This window comes from Variovorax sp. SRS16 (assembly GCF_901827165.1).
Classification (GTDB): domain Bacteria; phylum Pseudomonadota; class Gammaproteobacteria; order Burkholderiales; family Burkholderiaceae_C; genus Variovorax.
This window is the reverse complement of the sequence record NZ_LR594666.1, coordinates 2137923-2155444: the sequence shown is the minus strand read 5'-3', so window position 1 is coordinate 2155444 and position 17522 is coordinate 2137923. Positions and strand designations below refer to the sequence as shown.

The 17522-nt window shown below is 69.0% G+C and carries 15 protein-coding genes; 6 read left to right on the top strand and 9 right to left on the bottom strand.

Annotation, left to right across the window (positions count from 1 at the left end; translation table 11 throughout):
* The first annotated feature begins 17 nt into the window (after window positions 1-17).
* Window positions 18-977 (top strand): DnaJ C-terminal domain-containing protein, encoded by a 960-nt coding sequence (locus E5P2_RS10460; RefSeq protein ID WP_162567021.1) that lies wholly within the window; start codon window positions 18-20, stop codon window positions 975-977.
* A gap of 5 nt (window positions 978-982) precedes the next feature.
* Window positions 983-1306: a chaperone modulator CbpM gene (locus tag E5P2_RS10455; RefSeq protein ID WP_162567020.1), complete on the top strand. Its 324-nt coding sequence runs from the start codon at window positions 983-985 to the stop codon at window positions 1304-1306.
* 17 nt (window positions 1307-1323) lie between these two features.
* Here the strand turns inward: E5P2_RS10455 and E5P2_RS10450 are convergent, their stop codons facing one another.
* From E5P2_RS10450 to prpC, 4 genes are all read right to left on the bottom strand, one after another.
* Complete coding sequence (locus E5P2_RS10450) at window positions 1324-2187, bottom strand: isocitrate lyase/PEP mutase family protein (RefSeq protein ID WP_162567019.1); 864 nt, start codon at window positions 2185-2187, stop codon at window positions 1324-1326.
* 144 nt (window positions 2188-2331) lie between these two features.
* A complete protein-coding gene (locus tag E5P2_RS10445; protein ID WP_162567018.1) occupies window positions 2332-3300 on the bottom strand; it encodes a Bug family tripartite tricarboxylate transporter substrate binding protein in 969 nt (322 codons plus the stop codon).
* Window positions 3301-3377: 77 nt separating this feature from the next.
* Window positions 3378-4829, bottom strand: coding sequence for a bifunctional 2-methylcitrate dehydratase/aconitate hydratase (locus tag E5P2_RS10440; RefSeq protein ID WP_162567017.1), 1452 nt, complete (start codon window positions 4827-4829; stop codon window positions 3378-3380).
* A 15-nt stretch (window positions 4830-4844) separates the two neighbouring features.
* Complete coding sequence (gene prpC, locus E5P2_RS10435; RefSeq protein WP_162567016.1) at window positions 4845-5999, bottom strand: bifunctional 2-methylcitrate synthase/citrate synthase; 1155 nt, start codon at window positions 5997-5999, stop codon at window positions 4845-4847.
* Between the two features lie 112 nt (window positions 6000-6111).
* On the opposite strand from prpC, the gene E5P2_RS10430 reads away from it, so the two are divergent.
* Both E5P2_RS10430 and E5P2_RS10425 read left to right on the top strand, forming a co-directional pair.
* The gene (locus tag E5P2_RS10430; protein WP_162567015.1) at window positions 6112-7563 is read left to right on the top strand and encodes a short-chain fatty acyl-CoA regulator family protein; all 1452 of its coding nucleotides are present in this window, start codon (window positions 6112-6114) and stop codon (window positions 7561-7563) included.
* Window positions 7564-7640: 77 nt separating this feature from the next.
* Window positions 7641-8303, top strand: a complete 663-nt coding sequence (locus E5P2_RS10425; RefSeq protein ID WP_162567014.1) for a hypothetical protein — start codon at window positions 7641-7643, stop codon at window positions 8301-8303.
* Window positions 8304-8327: 24 nt separating this feature from the next.
* Here E5P2_RS10425 and metE read toward each other — a convergent pair whose 3' ends face one another.
* Window positions 8328-10655 carry a 5-methyltetrahydropteroyltriglutamate--homocysteine S-methyltransferase gene (gene metE / locus E5P2_RS10420; RefSeq protein ID WP_162567013.1) on the bottom strand — a complete coding sequence of 776 codons (2328 nt, stop codon included), beginning with the start codon at window positions 10653-10655 and terminating at the stop codon, window positions 8328-8330.
* Window positions 10656-10725: 70 nt separating this feature from the next.
* Between metE and E5P2_RS10415 the strand changes: the two genes are divergently transcribed.
* Window positions 10726-11652 (top strand): LysR family transcriptional regulator, encoded by a 927-nt coding sequence (locus E5P2_RS10415; RefSeq protein ID WP_162567012.1) that lies wholly within the window; start codon window positions 10726-10728, stop codon window positions 11650-11652.
* A 21-nt stretch (window positions 11653-11673) separates the two neighbouring features.
* Here the strand turns inward: E5P2_RS10415 and mmsB are convergent, their stop codons facing one another.
* Genes mmsB through E5P2_RS10395 form a run of 4 tightly spaced genes read right to left on the bottom strand, consistent with a single transcriptional unit; the run spans window position 11674 to window position 16394 of the window.
* Window positions 11674-12573 carry a 3-hydroxyisobutyrate dehydrogenase gene (mmsB, locus tag E5P2_RS10410; protein ID WP_162567011.1) on the bottom strand — a complete coding sequence of 300 codons (900 nt, stop codon included), beginning with the start codon at window positions 12571-12573 and terminating at the stop codon, window positions 11674-11676.
* A gap of 23 nt (window positions 12574-12596) precedes the next feature.
* Window positions 12597-13712 carry an enoyl-CoA hydratase/isomerase family protein gene (locus E5P2_RS10405; RefSeq protein WP_162567010.1) on the bottom strand — a complete coding sequence of 372 codons (1116 nt, stop codon included), beginning with the start codon at window positions 13710-13712 and terminating at the stop codon, window positions 12597-12599.
* Window positions 13709-14863: an acyl-CoA dehydrogenase family protein gene (locus E5P2_RS10400; protein ID WP_162567009.1), complete on the bottom strand. Its 1155-nt coding sequence runs from the start codon at window positions 14861-14863 to the stop codon at window positions 13709-13711. Before E5P2_RS10400 ends, E5P2_RS10405 begins: the two co-directional genes overlap by 4 nt.
* Before the next feature lie 10 nt (window positions 14864-14873).
* On the bottom strand, window positions 14874-16394 hold the full coding sequence (locus E5P2_RS10395) for a CoA-acylating methylmalonate-semialdehyde dehydrogenase (protein WP_162567008.1): 1521 nt from the start codon (window positions 16392-16394) through the stop codon (window positions 14874-14876).
* Window positions 16395-16496: 102 nt separating this feature from the next.
* On the opposite strand from E5P2_RS10395, the gene E5P2_RS10390 reads away from it, so the two are divergent.
* Window positions 16497-17459, top strand: a complete 963-nt coding sequence (locus E5P2_RS10390; RefSeq protein WP_162567007.1) for a LysR family transcriptional regulator — start codon at window positions 16497-16499, stop codon at window positions 17457-17459.
* The last annotated feature ends 63 nt before the right edge of the window (window positions 17460-17522 follow it).

Genomic DNA, 17522 nt, shown 5'->3' with positions numbered 1-17522 from the left:
CTGCATACCCAAACACCATGGATTTCAAGGACTACTACAAGACCCTCGGCCTCGAGCGCGGCGCCTCGGAAGACGAGGTGCGCAAGGCCTACCGAAAGCTCGCGCGCAAGTACCACCCCGACGTCAGCAAGGAAGCCGACGCCGAAGTGCGCATGCGCGACATCAACGAAGCCAATGACGTGCTGCGCGACAAGGAAAAGCGCGCGGCCTACGACCAGCTCGCCGACCACGTCGCACGCGGCGGCAGCCCCGACGGCGGCTTCCAGCCGCCGCCGAACTGGGACGAGGGCTTCGAATTCCATCGCGGCCCGGGCCAGGGGCCGGCCGACCATGCGGACTTCAGCGAGTTCTTCTCGTCGGTGTTCGGCGCGGCCGAGCGGCGCAGCGCCGAGCGCCGCCACCACCGCGCGCGCGGCGAGGACCATCACGCCGCGATCGAGATCGCGCTCGAGGATGCGCTCAAGGGCGCCGAGCGCGAGATCACGCTGCGCTCGCAGGAGATCGATGCCCAGGGTCGGCCCGAGTGGAAGACGCGCACGCTCAGCGTGAAGATCCCGCCCGGCGTGCATCCGGGCCAGTACATCCGCCTGGCCGGCCAGGGCATGCCGGGCATCGGCGGCGAAGCGGCGGGCGACATGTACCTCGAGGTACGCATCGCGCCGCACAAGCTCTACCGCATCGAGGACCGCGACATCTACATGACCTTGCCGATCACGCCGACCGAAGGCGCGCTCGGCGCGAAGATCGAGGTGCCGACGCCGGGCGGCGGCGTGGTCGAGGTCACCGTGCCGCCGAAGGCGCGCAACGGACTCAAGCTGCGCCTCAAGGAGCGCGGGCTGCCGGGCAAGCCGCCGGGCCATCTCTACCTGCTGCTGGAGATCGCATTGCCGCCGGCCGACACCGACGCCGCGCGCAAGGCCTACGAGCAGCTCGCGCAGGCCGCCCCCTTCAACCCACGCAGCCATCTGGGAGTGTGATGAGCATGGCCACCGTTTCCGTCACCACCACCGCACTGGGCGCCTCGCATCCGCTCGCGGCGCACGAGCTTGCGCACGCCTGCGGCGCGGAGATCGCCTGGGTCGTTCAGCTGGTCGAGGTCGGCGTCATCGCATCGCGTGCGCCGGCCCAGCGGCCGGACGACTGGCGCTTCGAAAGCGCCGACCTGCAATGCGCGCTCACCGTGCGCCGGCTCGAACGCGATTTCGGCGTCGGGGTCGAAGCCGCGGCGCTGATCGTCGATCTGGAGCACGAGGTGCGACGCCTCAAGGCCGTTCTGCGTGCGCAGGGGCTTGGCCGGGAGATCTGAACCCCGGCCGGGCGCCTTCAGGCTTCGTATTTCTTCTCCAGCGCATCGAGCGCCGGCTTGCCCACCAGCCGCTGCCGCTCGGCGAAGGACACGACCAGCGCCGGATCCTCGTCGATGCGCCGCGTGTCGCGCAGCACCGTGAGTGCCTTCTGCATGCCCGCCACCGCGCCCTGCAGCGCGGCGTTGGCATAGAGCACGATGCCGTAGCCGAGGCCGCCGAGCTCCTCGGCGCTGAAGATCGGCGTCTTGCCGCCAATCACCATGTTCATCAGCTGCGGCCGGTCCAGGCGCCTGGGCAGCGCGCGGATCTCGTCGGCCGTGGTGACGGCCTCGACGAACAGGATGTCGGCGCCGGCCTCGCTGAACTGCTGCGCGCGCTCCACCGCGGCCTCGAAGCCGTGCACCGCCGCGGCGTCGGTGCGCGCCATGATCAGCAGATCGGGATCGTGCCGCGCATCGACCGCGGCCTTGATCTTGCCGAGCATCTCGGCGGTGTCGATGACCTCCTTGCCCGAGAAGTGGCCGCAGCGCTTGGGACTCACCTGGTCCTCCAGCTGGATGCAGTCGGCGCCGGCGCGCTCCAGCACGCGCACCGCGTGGCGCACGTTGAGCGCGTTGCCGAAGCCGGTGTCGGCATCGACGATCAGCGGCAGCTGCACTGCGTCGCGGATGCGGGCCGTGTGGTCGGCGATCTCGTGCAGGCCCATGAAGGCCTGGTCCGGCAGGCCGAACCACATGTTGGTCACGCCCGCGCCGGTGACGTAGATCGCCTCGAAGTCGAGGTCTTCGATCACGCGCGCCGAGAGCGCATTGAAAGCGCCCGGCACCAGCACGCCGCGGCGCGCCTCTGCCAGGGTACGAAGGGTCTTGCGAGAAGTCATGGATTCAATTTTCATCAGATGTCAGATGCGGAGTGTGCCGGCCCCTTCCAGAAATACCGCGGATCCGGCTCGGCCGGTCCGCCGGTATTGCCCCCGGCCGGGGGGTTGGCGGCCATACGGAGTGGGCAAGCCTGGGGGGCGAGCCTAATCCTCTTTCATGCCGGTGGCTTTGACCACGCCGCCCAGGCGCGCGCGTTCTTCGCCGACGAACTTGACGAAGGAGGCGCGCGTGCCGCCGATGGGCTCGATGCCCATGCTCTTGAGGTGCTCGACCGTGGCCGGCGTCTTCATCGCGGCATCGATCGCGGACGCCATCTTGTCGAGGATCGCATCCGGCGTGCCGCGCGGCGCATGCACGCCGGCCCAGTGGGCGATGCGGATGTCGGGGAAGCCCTGCTCGACCGCGGTCGACAGGTCGGGGTAGGCCGAGATGCGCTGCGTCCAGGTGTCGGCCAGCGCCTTCAGTTTGCCGCTCTTGATGTAGGGCAGCACCACGATGCTGGCCTCGGAGGTGGCCTCGACCTGGCTGCCGAGCACTGCGGTGATCGACTCCGAACCGCTCTTGTACGGCACCAGGTCGAGCTTGGCGCCGTACTTGGTCGTGAGCAGGCCTTCGACGAAGTGCGGCGTGCTGGCGGTGCCGGCCGTGGCCCAATGGAAGCCGGTGGATGACTTCTTCGAGGCGGCGATGAATTCCTTCAGGTCCTTGTAGGGCGCGTCGCCCGGCACCACGATGACGGAAGGCGCGAGGCCGATCATCGCGACCGGCACCAGTTGCTCGTCCTTGTAGGGCATGCTCTTGCGGACCATGCTGTTGGACACCACGCCGGCCGCGCTGACCAGGAAGGTGTAGCCGTCGGGCGCGCTCTTGGCGACGATCTCGGCGCCGAGCACCGTGCCCGCGCCGGGCTTGTTGTCGACCACCACCGGCTGGCCCAGCGCCTTCGACGCCCCCTCGGCCGCGGCGCGCGCCATCAGGTCATTGGCGCCGCCGGCCGAGAACGGCACGACCAGCCGGATCGGCTTGGTGGGCCAGGTCTGCGCGGCCGCGCTGCCCGCGACGAAGGCGGCGGTAAGGCCGACGAGGAGTGAGAGGCGGCGGAATGAATGCATGCAATGTCTCCTGGTGTCCGATTCATGTCGAGGCGGCAATGATGCCACCGCGCCCATCGCCCGCGCCCGCCGCGCGCTCAGATCACGTAGAGATCGACGTACTCGTTCACCGGCATCGCCTCCAGCGCGCGCTGGTCGAGCGAGACGGCGAGGATCGCGTCCTGCTGCTTCTTCGGAAAGCGCCGCGCAAGGTTGGTGCGGAACTTGGCCTCGAGCAGCGGGATGCCGTCCCGGCGGCGGCGCTTGTGGCCGATCGGGTATTCGACCGCGAGCTCGGGCAGGCTGCTGCCGTCGTTGAATTCCACCGTCAGCGCGTTGGCGATGCTGCGCTTGTCGGGATCGTGGTAGTCCGCGGTGTAGCGCGCGTCCTCCACGCAATGGATCTTCGCGCGCAGCACATCGATGCGCGGGTCGGCCGCGACGCCAGCCTCGTAGTCGGCGGCGGTGAGGCGGCCGAAGATCAATGGCACGGCGACCATGTACTGGATGCAATGGTCGCGGTCGGCCTCGTTGTTGAGCGGCCCCTGCTTGTCGATGATGCGGATGCAGGCCTCGTGCGTGCGGATGGTGATGCGCCGGATGTCCTCGACCGACCTGCCGGCCGCCGCGAGCTGACCGTGCAGCGTGACCGCGGCCTCGACCGCCGTCTGGCTGTGGAACTCGGCCGGGAAGCTGATCTTGAACAGCACGTTCTCCGCCACGTAGCTGCCGTAGGGCCGCTGGAAGCGGAAGGGCTGGCCCTTGAAGAGCACGTCGTAGAAGCCCCAGGTCCTCGCCGTGAGGGCCGAGGGATAGCCCATCTCGCCGGTCTGCGCGATCAGCGCCAGCCGCACCGCGCGGCTGGTGGCATCGCCCGCGGCCCAGCTCTTGCGGCTGCCGGCATTGGGCGCGTGGCGGTAGGTGCGCAGGCTCTGGCCGTCCACCCAGGCCAGCGAGACCGCGGCCAGCGTCTCGTCGCGCGTGAGGCCCAGCAGTTGCGAGACCACCGCGGTGGACGCCACCTTGACCAGCAGCACGTGATCGAGCCCGACCTTGTTGAACGAATTCTCCAGCGCGATGACGCCCTGGATCTCGTGCGCCTTGATGATGCCGGTCAGCACGTCGCGCATCACCAGCGGCTTCCTGCCCGCGGCGATGGCCGTGCGGCTGAGCCAGTCCGCCACGGCCAGGATGCCGCCAAGGTTGTCGCTCGGATGACCCCATTCGGCGGCGAGCCAGGTGTCGTTGAAGTCCAGCCAGCGGATCAGCGCGCCGATGTTGAACGCCGCCTGCACCGGATCGAGCTGGAACTGCGTGCCCGGCACGCGCGCCCCCTGCGGCACCGTGGTGCCCTTGACGACCGGCCCCAGCAACTTGCAGGCTGCCGGGTACTCGAGCGCTTCCAGTCCGCAGCCCAGCGTGTCGATCAGGATGTTGCGGGCCGTGTCGTAGGCCAGGTCGGAGCGGACCTCGTAGCCGAGCGCGTAGTCGACGATGTCGACGATGACGGGGTCCCATTCGGGACGGATGTTGCTGACGTGTGTGGACATGCTTTCTCTCTGCATTCAGCGGCGCTCGGCGATCGGCACGAAGCTCAGATCCTCGGGGCCAGTGTAATTGGCGCTCGGCCGGATGATCTTGTTGTCGATGCGCTGCTCGATGATGTGCGCCGCCCAGCCGCTGGTGCGCGCGATCACGAACAGCGGCGTGAACATCGCGGTCGGCACGCCCATCATGTGGTAGCTCACGGCGCTGAACCAGTCGAGGTTGGGGAACATCCGCTTGGCGTCCCACATCACGGTCTCGACGCGTTCGGCGATGCCGAACATCCGGGTCGAACCCTCTTCCTGCGACAGCTGCCTCGCGACGCGCTTGATGACCTCGTTGCGCGGATCGGCCACGGTGTAGACCGGGTGGCCGAAGCCGATCACGACCTCCTTGGCCGCGACGCGGCGGCGGATGTCGGCCTCTGCCTCGTCGGGCGAGTCGTAGCGCTTCTGGATCTCGAAGGCCATCTCGTTGGCGCCGCCGTGCTTCGGCCCGCGCAGCGCGCCGATGGCGCCGGTGATGGCCGAATACACGTCCGAGCCGGTGCCGGCGACCACGCGCGCGGTGAAGGTCGAGGCGTTGAATTCGTGCTCGGCATAGAGATTGAGCGAGGTGTGCATCGCGCGCTCGCGGCTCGCCGACGGCTCCCCTCCATGCAGCAGATGCAGGAAGTGCGCGCCGATCGATTCGTCGCCGGTCTCGACCTCGATGCGCCGGCCCTGCGTCGACCAGTGGTACCAGTAGAGCAGCATCGAGCCGAGCGAGGCCATGAGCCGGTCGGCGATGTCGCGCGCACCGGCCACGCCATGATCGTCCTTCTCCGGCAGCACGCAGCCGAGCGCCGAGACGCCGGTGCGCATCACGTCCATCGGATGGGTGCTCGCCGGCAGTTGCTCCAGCGCCGCTTTCACGCTGGCGGGCAGGCCACGCATCGCCTTCAGCCGGTTCTTGTAGGCGCGCAGCTCGGCCGCCGTCGGCAGCTTGCCGTGCACGAGCAGGTGCGCGATCTCCTCGAACTCGCAGACCTCGGCGATGTCGAGGATGTCGTAGCCGCGGTAGTGCAGGTCGTTGCCGGTGCGGCCCACGGTGCACAGCGCGGTGTCGCCGGCCGTCACGCCCGAGAGCGCGACGGATTTCTTCGGCTTGAAGCCGGCCTGGGAAGTTTCGGTCATGCGGATTCCTTGAAAGCGTCTTCGCAATTTACGCAACATTCGCTTCATAATGAAGGCCTGAATTGGCGAATCATTGCGAATGGCGGCGACCGTTCTTGCGAATATTGCGAATATGAAAAAGACCTTCATGGGCGTGCGCCTGCGCCGTCTGCGCGAGGAGCGCGGCCTGAGCCAGGTCGCGCTGGCGCAGCGGCTCGGCCTGTCGCCGAGCTACCTCAACCAGATCGAGCAGAACCAGCGGCCGCTCACCGTGCCGGTGCTGCTCAAGGTCAGCGCGGCCTTCGACATCGACGTGCAATCCTTCTCGGACGACGAGGAAGCCCGGCTCGTGGCCGGCCTGCGCGAGGCGCTGGCCGACAACCCGGGCGGCGAGCCGGTCTCGCTCGCCGAGATGCGCGAGATCGCCACCCAGATGCCGATGGTCGGCCACAGCCTGATCGCGCTGCACCGGCGCCATCGCGACGCGATGGAACGCATCGAGGCCATGGCCGCCGGCCTCGGCGACGGACGCGGCGACCTCGCGCAGGGCCGGCCGATGCCCTTCGAGGAAGTGCGCGACTTCTTCTTCGCGCGGCAGAACCACATCGCCGCGCTCGACGATGCGGCCGAGTCGCTCGCGGCCGAATGGCGGCTGCGCGAAGGCAGTCCCGGCGACCGGCTGGCGCAGCGCCTGCTGACGCAGCACGGCGTGCGCGTGGTGCCGGCCGAGGATGGAGCCTCGAACGACCAGCGCCGCTACGACCCCGCCACCAAGGTGCTGCGCCTGTCGCCGTATCTCGAGCCCGGCCAGTCCGCCTTCCAGCTGGCGACGCAGATCGCGTTCCTGGAGATGGATGAGGTGCTGCAGGACCTGGTGGCTTCGGCCAAGTTCTCCAGCCCCGCGGCGCGCGCGCTGGCGCGCATCGGCCTGGCCAACTACTTCGCGGGCGCCCTGCTGCTGCCCTACGCGGATTTCCTCGCGGCGGCCGAGGCGCTGCGCTACGACATCGACCAGCTCGCGCGGCGCTTCGGCGTCGGCTTCGAGACCATCTGCCATCGGCTGTCGACCCTGCAGCGGCCCGAGGCACGCGGCGTGCCCTTCTTCTTCATCCGGGTCGACCGCGCGGGCAATATTTCGAAGCGGCAGTCGGCCACGCATTTCCATTTCTCCAAGATGGGCGGTACCTGCCCGCTGTGGAACGTGTACGAGGCCTTCGCGCAGCCGGGCCGCATCCTGCCGCAGCTCGCGCGCATGCCCGACGGCCGCGCCTACCTGTGGATCGCGCGCACCATCTCGCGCGGCCAGCTCGGCTATGGCTCGCCGAGCAAGACCTTCTCGATCGGCCTGGGCTGCGACATCAGCCATGCGTCGCGGCTCGTCTATGCCAAGGGCCTGGACCTCGGCGACCCGGAGGTGCCGACGCCCATCGGCATGGGCTGCAAGGTGTGCGAGCGCGCGGCCTGCCCGCAGCGCGCCTTTCCGTTTGTCGGCCGCCCGCTCGATGTCGACGAGAATCAGAGCCGGTTCACGCCCTACGCGGTGGCACCGGCCAGAACCGCCGGCACCCGGCGCCACGCAAAGTAGGCGCCGGCCGGCAGACGCCGGCGCAGCCGGTGTGCAGAGTCGCCGCACTGTATTGCCCAATCACCGGGAGCTGCTGGATGTCCGTGGTCTGTGCCGTGTGCAACACCGAGAATCGCGACAACGCCATGTTCTGTCATGGCTGTGCGGGCAGGCTGCCGGCCTTTGCTGCCACCGGACCCTCCGCGCTCGCGGCCATGCGCGTGAAAGGACCCGCGGGCGGCCCGGACAGCGAACGCCCTCCCGCCCTCGAGCGCATCGTGCTGCCGACCGAACAGCCCATCGTGTGGATCCGGGTCGGACTGCTGGCGTTCGCCGTGCTGCTCTGCTTTGTCGGCTGGACCGCGTACGTGACGCGCCGTGCGCCAGCGCCGGCCGTGGTGCAGGCGACAGCGCCCACCGCCCCGATGCCTGCGGTGGCACCGCCCAAGGCGCCGGACCCGGTGCCGCTGGTCTCGTCGCTGTCGGCCGGCGAGATGGTGGTCGAGCCCGGCGCGCCCGATCCGGTGGCGCCGGTGCTGCCGGCACCCGAGCGCGCGCAGCCGCCGCGCGCCGCGCCGCACGCGCGCGCGGAACCGATGGACCCGCGGCGCGGCTGCGAGAACATGAACTTCATCTTCGCCGCGCGCTGCGAAGCCTCTCACTGCGACAACCCTGCGTACAGCCGGCATCCGCGCTGCGATCGGGTGCGTGAGGAGCGCCGGCGCGACGAGGCGCGGCGCAATCCGACGCTCGGCTACTGAGGGCCGCGGCTCGCGCGGCCGGCATCAAGCCGCCGCCAATTCCTCGCGCAGCTGTCGGGCGGCCGCCACCATGTTCGCCAGCGCCGCCTCGGTCTCGGGCCAGGCGCGCGTCTTGAGCCCGCAGTCCGGATTGATCCAGAGCCTGTCGGGCGGCACCACCGCCGCCGCCTTGCGCATCAGCCGCACCATCTCGTGCGTGGCCGGCACGCGCGGCGAATGGATGTCGTAGACGCCGGGGCCGATCTCGTTCGGATAGGCGAAGGCGCCGAAGCCGCGCAGCAGTTCCATGTCGGAGCGGCTGGTCTCGATGGTGATCACGTCGGCATCCATGGCGGCGATCTCGGGCAGGATGTCGTTGAATTCCGAATAGCACATGTGGGTATGGATCTGCGTGCGGTCGGCCACGCCCGAGGCGCTGATCCGGAACGCGCGGGTGGCGCCGTCCAGGTAAGCCGGCCAGCCCGCACGGCGCAGCGGCAGCCCTTCGCGAATCGCCGGTTCGTCGATCTGCACGATGCCGATGCCGGCCTGCTCGAGATCGACCACCTCGTCGCGGATGGCCCAGGCGATCTGTTCGGCGGTCCGCGCGCGCGGCTGGTCGTCGCGAACGAAGGACCACTGCAGGAGGGTGACCGGCCCGGTCAGCATGCCCTTCATCGGCCGCGACGTGAGGCTTTGCGCGTAGGCGGTCCATTCGACCGTCATCGGCGCCGGCCGTGCCACGTCGCCGTAGAGGATGGGCGGCTTGACGCAGCGCGAGCCGTAGGACTGAACCCAGCCGTTGGCGGTGAAGGCGAAGCCGTCGAGCTGCTCGCCGAAGTACTCGACCATGTCGTTGCGCTCGGCCTCGCCATGGACCAGCACATCGAGGCCGAGCGCTTCCTGCTTGCGCACCGCGAGCGCGATCTCGGCGCGCATCTTCGCGCGGTAGCCGGCGGCATCGAGCGCGCCGCGCCGGAAGGCGGCGCGCGCGGCGCGGACCTGCGGCGTCTGCGGGAAGGAGCCGATGGTGGTGGTCGGCAGCGGCGGAAATGCGAAGCGTGCGCGCTGCGCCGCCTGGCGTTCGGCGAAGGGCGTGGCACGGCGATCGTCGCCGGCCACGCGGCGCGCCAGGCGCAGCGCCACGTCGGCGCGGTGCACGCGCGGGCTGGCGCGGCGCGCGGCCACGGCGGCGCGTGCGGCCGCGAGTTCGGCTTGCACGCCGGCCTCGCCGCCATCGATCGCGGCGCGCAGCACGCGCAACTCGTCGAGCTTTTCCGCCGCGAACGCCAGCCAGGATTTCACCTCGGGGTCGAGCCTGTCCTCGCCCGCAAGGCTGAACGGCACGTGCAGCAGCGAGCACGAAGGCGCGAGCCAGAGTTCGCCCTGGTGCTTGGCCGCGACCGGGCGCAGGCGCGCCAGTGCCGCATCGAGTTCGGTCCGCCAGATGTTGCGGCCGTCGACGATGCCGACGGACAGCACCTTGTGCGCCGGCAGCCAGTCGGCCACGCCGACGAGTTCATCGGGCGCGCGCACCGCATCCACGTGCAGGCCCGCCACCGGCAGCTGGCAGGCCAGCCGAAGGTTGTCGGCGAGCGGCGAGAAGTAGGTGGCCAGCAGCAGCTTCGGCGCGCTGCGCGCGAGCTGCCAGTAGCTGCGCTCGAAGGCATGGCGCCACGCATCGGGCAGGTCGAGGCCGAGGATCGGTTCGTCGATCTGTACCCATTCGACGCCCTGCGCCTTCAGCCGCGCGAGGATCTGCTCGTAGACGGGCAGCAGGGAATCGAGCAGCGTGAAGCGGTCGAAGCCGGCTTCCTTTTCCTTGCCGAGCCACAGGAAACTCAGCGGCCCGAGCAGCACGGCCTTGACCGCGTGCCCGGCCTGCTGCGCCTCTGCGACCTCGTCGAACAGCCGGAACGACCCCAGGCCAAAGCGCGTGGCCGCGCCGAACTCGGGCACCAGGTAGTGGTAGTTGGTGTCGAACCACTTGGTCATCTCGAGCGCGAGACTGCCATGCCCGGCATGCGTGCAATCACCTTCGTGTTCATGTGCGTGCGGCTCGGCCGCCACACCGCGCGCCATCGCGAAGTAGCGCGAGAGCTCGGGCGCGTCGCCGCGGAAGTCGAAGCGTGCGGGCTCGCAGCCCAGCAGCTGGATGTGGTTGGCGACATGGTCGTAGAACGCGAAATCGCCCACCGTCACCCGATCGAGCCCGGCATCGCGCTGGGCCTGCCAGTGGCGCGCGCGCAGCCCGGCGCCGACCGCTTCGAGCGCGTCGCGGTCGAGCTCGCCGCGCCAGTGTTGTTCGAGGGCGAACTTGAGTTCGCGCTGCGCGCCCATGCGCGGAAAGCCGAGAGTGTGGATGCGTGTCATCCGGCAATGGTCGGCGTTTCGGCTCTATGATTCAAACGAAAGCTTTTGCCAGTCAACTTGAATCCGATTCATGCCTCAATCCATCCTCGAGATCCGGCACCTGCGCACGCTGATCGCCCTGCGCGACACGGGCAGCCTGGTGCGCGCCGCCCAGCTGCTCAATCTCACGCAGTCGGCGCTGTCGCACCAGGTCAAGCTGCTCGAAGATCGCTATGGCGCGGCGCTGTTCGAGCGCAAGTCGCTGCCGCCGCAGTTCAGCAGCGCGGGCCTGCGCCTGCTGCAGCTCGCCGATGCCGCGGTGTCGCTGGTCGAGGAAACGGAACGCGACATGGCGCGGTTGGCGCAGCGCGGCAGCGGGCAGCTGCGCATCGTGGTCGAATGCCATACCTGCTTCGACTGGCTGATGCCGGCGATGGACGCATTTCGCAGCCACTGGCCGGAGATCGAGCTCGACATCGTCTCGGGCTTTCATCCCGACCCGATCGCGCTGGTGCTGCAAAAGCGCGCCGAGGTGGCGATCGTCTCCGAGCAGGACGCGGCCGAGTCGGTCGACTACCACCCGCTGTTCCGCTTCGAGATCATGGCGCTCCTGGCCAACGACCATCCCCTCGCGGCGCGCACGCATCTCACGGCGCGCCACTTCGCCGACCAGACGCTGATCACCTACCCGGTGCCCGACGACATGCTCGACATCGTGCGCCAGGTGCTGGCGCCGGCGGGCGTGGAGCCGGCGCGTCGCCGCACCACCGAACTCACCGTCGCGATGCTGCAGCTGGTGGCCAGCGGCCGCGGCATCGCGACCTTGCCGCTGTGGGCCGTGCAGGGCTATCTGGACCGCGGATACGTCACGGCCCGGCCCGTGGGCCGCAAGGGCCTGACCGGCGAGCTGCACATGGCCTGCACCGCAGCGACCTCGGCCCAGCCATGGCTGGAGGATTTCGTTCGCATCACGCGCGAGTCCTGCTTCAAGAGCCTGCCGGGCATCGCGCTGCTGTGAATGCGCGCGCCCGCGCTGCGATCAGCCGCCGGCCTTCTGCACCAGCTTGATCACGCTCGAGAAATCGAGCGCGCCATGGCCGGCCAGGCTGTGCGCCGCATAGAGATTGCGCGCCAGGCCGCCGAGCGGCGTGGCGGCGCGCACGGCCGCCGCGTTCTCCTGTGCGAGGCCCAGGTCCTTGAGCATCAGGTCGGTGCCGAAGCCGCCGGCATAGCCCTTGGAGGCCGGTGCGGCCTCCATCACGCCGGGCAGCGGGTTGTACTTTTCGAGCGCCCAGTTGCCGCCCGAACTGCGCCGCATGATCTCGGACAGCACCTTGGGGTCGAGCCCGTTGGCGACGCCGAGCGCGATCGCTTCCGAGGTGCCGATCATGAGGATGCCGAGCAGCATGTTGTTGCAGATCTTCGCCGTCTGGCCTGCGCCCGCGGTGCCGGCGTGGAAGATGTTGGTGCCCATCTTCTCGAGCACGGGGCGCGCGCGTTCGAGGTCCGCTTCGGATCCGCCGACCATGAAGGTCAGCGTGCCCGCGACCGCGCCGCCGGTGCCGCCCGAGACCGGCGCGTCGATCACCGCCACGCCGCGCTTGGCGCCCGCCTCCGCCACCTTGCGCGAGGTCGCCGCGGCGATGGTGCTGCTGTCGATCACGAGTGTGCCGGGCGCGATCTGCTCGAGCAGCCCGCCCTGGCCGCCGTTGCCGAAATAGAGCGCCTCCACATGCTGGCTCGCGGGCAGCATGCTGATCACTACCTCGGCGCCGGCCAGCGTGGCGGCCGCCGAGCCGGCGATGGACACGCCGTCGGCCGCGAGCTTCTTGCAGGCTTCGGCCGACAGATCGAAGGCGCTCAGCGCGTGGCCGGCCTTGTGCAGGTTCAGCGCCATGGGTCCGCCCATGTTGCCGAGGCCGATGAATGCGATCTTCATGTGTGTGTCTCCGTGGATGGTGTTCAGGTGAGTGCGGCCAGCGGGTGCGGTCCAGGGGTGCGCGGACGCAGATGGTCGTCGATGAATTCGCGCGTGACCTCCTCGAGCGTCGCGGGATTCCAGCGCGGGTTGCGGTCCTTCTCGATCAGCAGCGCGCGGATGCCTTCGCGGAAGTCGGCATGCGCGCAGGCGCCCAGCGAAGCCCAGTACTCGAGGCGGAACACCTCGGCCAGCGACATGTGGTGCACGCGCTGCCACAACGCAAAGGCCAGCGCGGCCGAACTCGGCGAGCCCTTGACGAAGGTCGCGGCGGCGGTCTGCAGCCACGCATCGTCGCTGTGCAGCGCGCGCAGCCGTTGCGCGATCGCGAGCAGGTCGTCGCCGGCCATCAGCGCATTGATGGTGTCGAAATGCGCGCGCACGACCGAACGCTGCGGCTCGGCGCTCGCCGCATGCGGTTCGAGCAGGCGCGAAAGCGTGGCGCGATCGGCCTGCGCGTCGCCCTGCCAGTGGACGCGGGCGATGGCGTCGAGCACCTGCGACTTGTGCTCATGTGCGATGCAGACGTCGGCCAGGCCGCAGAAGATCGCATCGGCCGCGTTCAAGGGCGCGGCCGTGAAGGCGAGGAACAAGCCCACGCGCCCCGGCATGCGCCGCAGGAACCAGCTGCCCGCGACATCGGGATAGAGACCGATGTTGATCTCGGGCATCGCGAGCCGGCTCTTTTCCGTCACCACGCGGTGCGATGCGCCGGCCATGAGGCCGATGCCGCCGCCCATCACGATGCCGTGGCCCCAGCACAGAAAGGGCTTGGGGTAGGTGTGGATCAGGTAGTCGAGCTCGTACTCTTCGCCGAAGAAGCTTTCGGCGTAGGGATTGCGTTCGGCCCCGTACTGCCCCAGCGTCGCATACAGCTGGCGCAGGTCGCCGCCGGCGCAGAAGGCCTTCTCGCCCGCGGCCTGCAGCATGACGCCGGCGATGCCCGCGTCCTTGGCCCAGGCGCGCAGCCGCGGCGTCAGCAGGCGCACCATGTCGACCGACAGCGCGTTGAGCGAGGCCGGCGTGTTGAGCGTGGCAATGCCGAAGCGCTGCCCGCCGGCGGTGCTGATTTCGTCGAAGAGGACTACGGCGTCGGTCATCGGATGTCGCTGTCGCTTTCCAGCAATTTGCGCGCGACGATCATGCGCATGATTTCGTTGGTGCCTTCGAGGATCTGGTGCACGCGCGCATCGCGCACCAGCCGCTCCAGCGGGAATTCGCTCAAGTAACCGTAGCCGCCATGCAGCTGCAATGCGTCGTTGCAGACGTTGAAGCCCGCATCGGTCGCAAAGCGCTTGGCCATCGCGCAGTAGGTGCTGGCGTCCGCATGGCCGGCGTCGAGCTTGCTCGCGGCGAGGCGCACCATCTGGCGCGCGGCGACGAGTTCGGTCGCCATGTCGGCCAGCTTGAACTGCAGCGCCTGGAAGCTCGCGAGCGGCTTGCCGAACTGCTGACGCTCGTGCAGGTAGCGGCGCGCCGCATCGAGCGCGCCCTGCGCCGCGCCGACCGAGCAGGTCGCGATGTTGATGCGCCCGCCGTCGAGCCCCTTCATCGCGATGCGGAAGCCCTCGCCTTCGCTGCCGAGCAGGTTCTCGGCCGGCACGCGCACGTTGTCGAAGTTGATGGTGCGCGTGGGCTGGCTGTTCCAGCCCATCTTGTGTTCCTTCTTCCCGTAGCTGATGCCCGGCGCGTCGGCCGGCACCGCGAAGGCCGAGATGCCACCAGCGCCGCCGGCCCCGGTGCGCGCCATCAGCACCAGCACGTCGGTGGAACCGGCGCCGGAGATGAAGGCCTTGCCGCCGTCGATGACGTAGTCGCCGCCCTGCAGCTCGGCGCGCGTCTTGAGCGAGCCGGCATCCGAGCCCGCGCCCGGTTCGGTCAGGCAGTACGACGCCAGCTTGCGGCCGCTCGTGAGATCGGCACCCCAGCGCTCGCGCACGGCGGGGCCGCCCCAGGTGCCGAGCATCCAGGTCGCCATGTTGTGGATCGTGATGAAGGCCGTGGTCGACGGATCGACCGCGGCCATCTCCTCGAACACCAGCGCGGCATCGAGACGCGGCAACGCAAGGCCCTCGATGCTTTCGGGGGCATAGAGGCCGCAGAAGCCGAGTTCGCCGGCCTTGGCGATCGCCTCCTTCGGAAAGATCGCCTCCGCATCCCAGCGCGCCGCATGCGGCGCGAATTCGGCCAGTGCGAATTCGCGCGCCGTCTGCGCAAAGGCCCGTTGCTCTTCCGAGAGTTCGAAGTCCATGCGCCCGAGATTACTTCAGGCTGATGGTCGTGTTGAGGCCGTGCGCGGTGCTGTCATCGAACCAGCGCGCGGTCACCGTCTTGGTCTGCGTGTAGAACAGCACGACCTGCTTGCCGTACGGCCCCAGGTCGCCGAGCTTGGACGCGCGCGAACCGGTGAACGAGAACATCGGCACCGGCACCGGGATCGGCACGTTGATGCCGACCTGGCCGACATCGATGTCTTCCTGGAAGCGGCGCGCCGCAGCGCCCGACTGCGTGAAGATCGCGGTGCCATTGCCGTTCGGGTTGGCGTTGATGAGCTCGATCGCCTCGTCGATGCTGTCGGCGTTGGCCAGGCACAGCACCGGGCCGAAGATTTCCTGCTCGTAGATGGTCATGCCGGGCTTGACGTCGGCGAACACCGTCGGTCCGACGAAGTTGCCCTTCTCGTAGCCGGGCACGGTGGGCTTGCGGCCGTCGAGCGCCAGCGTGGCGCCGTCGGCCACGCCGCGTTCGATCAGGCCGTTGACGCGGTCGTAGGCCGCGCAGGACACCAGCGGGCCGACGTCGACGCCCTTCTCGATGCCGGCGTCGATCTTCAGCGTTTTCGCCTTGGCGACCAGGTCGGGCACCCATTTCTGCGCCTCGCCGACCAGCACCGCGACCGACACCGCCATGCAGCGCTGGCCCGCGGCGCCGAAGCTCGCACCGGCCAATGCGTTGAGCGTCTGCTCCTTGTTGGCGTCGGGCATGACGATGGCGTGGTTCTTCGCGCCCATCATGCATTGCACGCGCTTGCCGGTGAGCGTCGCACGGTTGTAGACGTGCGTGCCGACCTTGGTCGAGCCGACGAAGGAGATCGCCTTGATGTCCTTGTGGTCGCAGATCGCGTTGACCACGGTTTCGCCGCCGTGGACGACGTTGAGCACGCCGGCCGGGATGCCGGCTTCGAGCGCGAGTTCGCACAGGCGCATGGTGACCATCGGGTCCTGCTCGGAGGGCTTGAGCACGAAGGTGTTGCCGGTGACGATCGCCATCGGGAACATCCACAGCGGGATCATGGCCGGGAAGTTGAAGGGCGTGATGCCGGCGCAGACGCCGAGCGGCTGCAGCAGCGTGTAGGTGTCGACACCGTTGGCCACGTTGTTGGCCATCTCGCCGAGCTGCAGGTTGCCGATGCCGGCGGCATGCTCGACCACCTCGAGGCCGCGGAACACGTCGCCCTCGGCGTCGGGCAAGGTCTTGCCCTGTTCGGCCGTGAGGATGGCGGCCAGCTCGGCCATGTTCTCGCGGATCAGTTGCTGGTACTTGAGGAAGATGCGCGAGCGTGCGCCGATCGGCGTCTTGCGCCAGGTCTTGAAGGCCTCCTTGGCGCAAGCCACGGCGGCATCGACCTCGGCCTGCGTGGCGAAGGGCACGCGCGCCAGCACCTGCTGGGTCGCCGGGTTGACGATGTCGCGCCACTCGCTGGTTTTGGATTCGACGAACTTGCCGCCGATCAGCAATTTGACGGTCGCGACCTTCGTCGCGGGGGTGGTGGTGGCGTCCATGAACTTGTCTCCTGAAGAAAGGGTGCAGAAGGCGATCCTAGCTTTGCAGTTTTGCGCAAGCAATAGACAAATACGCACCCGCGATCTGCATAATTGCAACGCATGGACTGGGACAACCTGCGCTTCTTCCTCGAGCTCGCGCGCTCGGGCACCCTGATGAGCGCGTCGCGCCGGCTCGCGGTCGATCACACGACGGTCGCGCGCCGCATCCAGGCGCTCGAAAAGGAGGTCGGCACGCCGCTCTTCTCCCGCGAAGCCGATGGGCATCGGCTGACCGAAGCCGGCCGCCGGCTGCAGCCGCAGGCGGAGGCCATGGAAAGCGCCTTCCGCACGGTCGAGAGCGCGACGCCGGCCTCGCACGAGGGGCTGTCGGGGCTGGTGCGCATCGGCACCACCGAGGGCCTCGGCACGGTGGTGCTGGCGCCGCAGCTCGCGCTGTTCGCACAGGCGCACCCCAAACTCGTGATCGACCTGCTCGCGATGCCGCGGCTGGTGCATCTGTCGCGCCGCGAGGCCGACATCGTGATCTCGCTCGAACGGCCGGCCCGCGGGCCGGTGGTGGTGACCAAGCTCACCGACTACACGCTGCGGCTCTATGCGTCGGCGCGCTATCTGGCGGCGCACCCGCGCATCGCCACGCGCGAGGATCTGCGCGGCCACACCTTCATCAGCTACGTGGACGACCTGCTCTTCAGCAAGGAGCTGCAATTCCTCGACGAGCTGTACCGGCCCGATTCGTTCGCCCTGCGCAGCACCAGCATCCTGGCGCAGCACCGAGCCACGGCGGCGGGCGCAGGCATCGCGGTGCTGCCGGCCTTCATCGCCGAGAGCGACAAGTCGCTGCGCCGCGTGCTGCCCGAAGAAGCCAACTTCACGCGCACCTTCTGGATGTCGGTGCCGGCCGAAACGAAGCACCTCGCTCGGATGCAGGCCACCTGGAACTTCCTGCGCGAGACGGTGGAGGCACAGCGCGCGCTGCTGCTGCCGGCGTCGGCGAGGTCGTTGCGATCGGCGTCCAGGCAGCGCCGCCCGAAGGCGACTGAAACAGCGCCGTCCAAGGCGTGATCGATCGGAGAGAGGCTCGCCGTTGGCCCGTCGTTGGCTCTCTGAACCTCTATGCACCGAGGC

Coding starts and splice junctions, on each gene's coding strand:
- E5P2_RS10390 (WP_162567007.1), top strand. CDS start 16,497: ATGGACTGGGACAACCTGCGCTTCTTCCTCGAGCTCGCGCGCTCGGGC.
- E5P2_RS10460 (WP_162567021.1), top strand. CDS start 18: ATGGATTTCAAGGACTACTACAAGACCCTCGGCCTCGAGCGCGGCGCC.
- E5P2_RS10450 (WP_162567019.1), bottom strand. CDS start 2,187: ATGACTTCTCGCAAGACCCTTCGTACCCTGGCAGAGGCGCGCCGCGGC.
- prpC (WP_162567016.1), bottom strand. CDS start 5,999: ATGACCGAAACTTCCCAGGCCGGCTTCAAGCCGAAGAAATCCGTCGCG.
- E5P2_RS10400 (WP_162567009.1), bottom strand. CDS start 14,863: ATGGACTTCGAACTCTCGGAAGAGCAACGGGCCTTTGCGCAGACGGCG.
- E5P2_RS10440 (WP_162567017.1), bottom strand. CDS start 4,829: ATGTCCACACACGTCAGCAACATCCGTCCCGAATGGGACCCCGTCATC.
- E5P2_RS10395 (WP_162567008.1), bottom strand. CDS start 16,394: ATGGACGCCACCACCACCCCCGCGACGAAGGTCGCGACCGTCAAATTG.
- E5P2_RS10425 (WP_162567014.1), top strand. CDS start 7,641: ATGTCCGTGGTCTGTGCCGTGTGCAACACCGAGAATCGCGACAACGCC.
- E5P2_RS10445 (WP_162567018.1), bottom strand. CDS start 3,300: ATGCATTCATTCCGCCGCCTCTCACTCCTCGTCGGCCTTACCGCCGCC.
- mmsB (WP_162567011.1), bottom strand. CDS start 12,573: ATGAAGATCGCATTCATCGGCCTCGGCAACATGGGCGGACCCATGGCG.
- E5P2_RS10405 (WP_162567010.1), bottom strand. CDS start 13,712: ATGACCGACGCCGTAGTCCTCTTCGACGAAATCAGCACCGCCGGCGGG.
- E5P2_RS10455 (WP_162567020.1), top strand. CDS start 983: ATGGCCACCGTTTCCGTCACCACCACCGCACTGGGCGCCTCGCATCCG.
- E5P2_RS10430 (WP_162567015.1), top strand. CDS start 6,112: ATGAAAAAGACCTTCATGGGCGTGCGCCTGCGCCGTCTGCGCGAGGAG.
- metE (WP_162567013.1), bottom strand. CDS start 10,655: ATGACACGCATCCACACTCTCGGCTTTCCGCGCATGGGCGCGCAGCGC.
- E5P2_RS10415 (WP_162567012.1), top strand. CDS start 10,726: ATGCCTCAATCCATCCTCGAGATCCGGCACCTGCGCACGCTGATCGCC.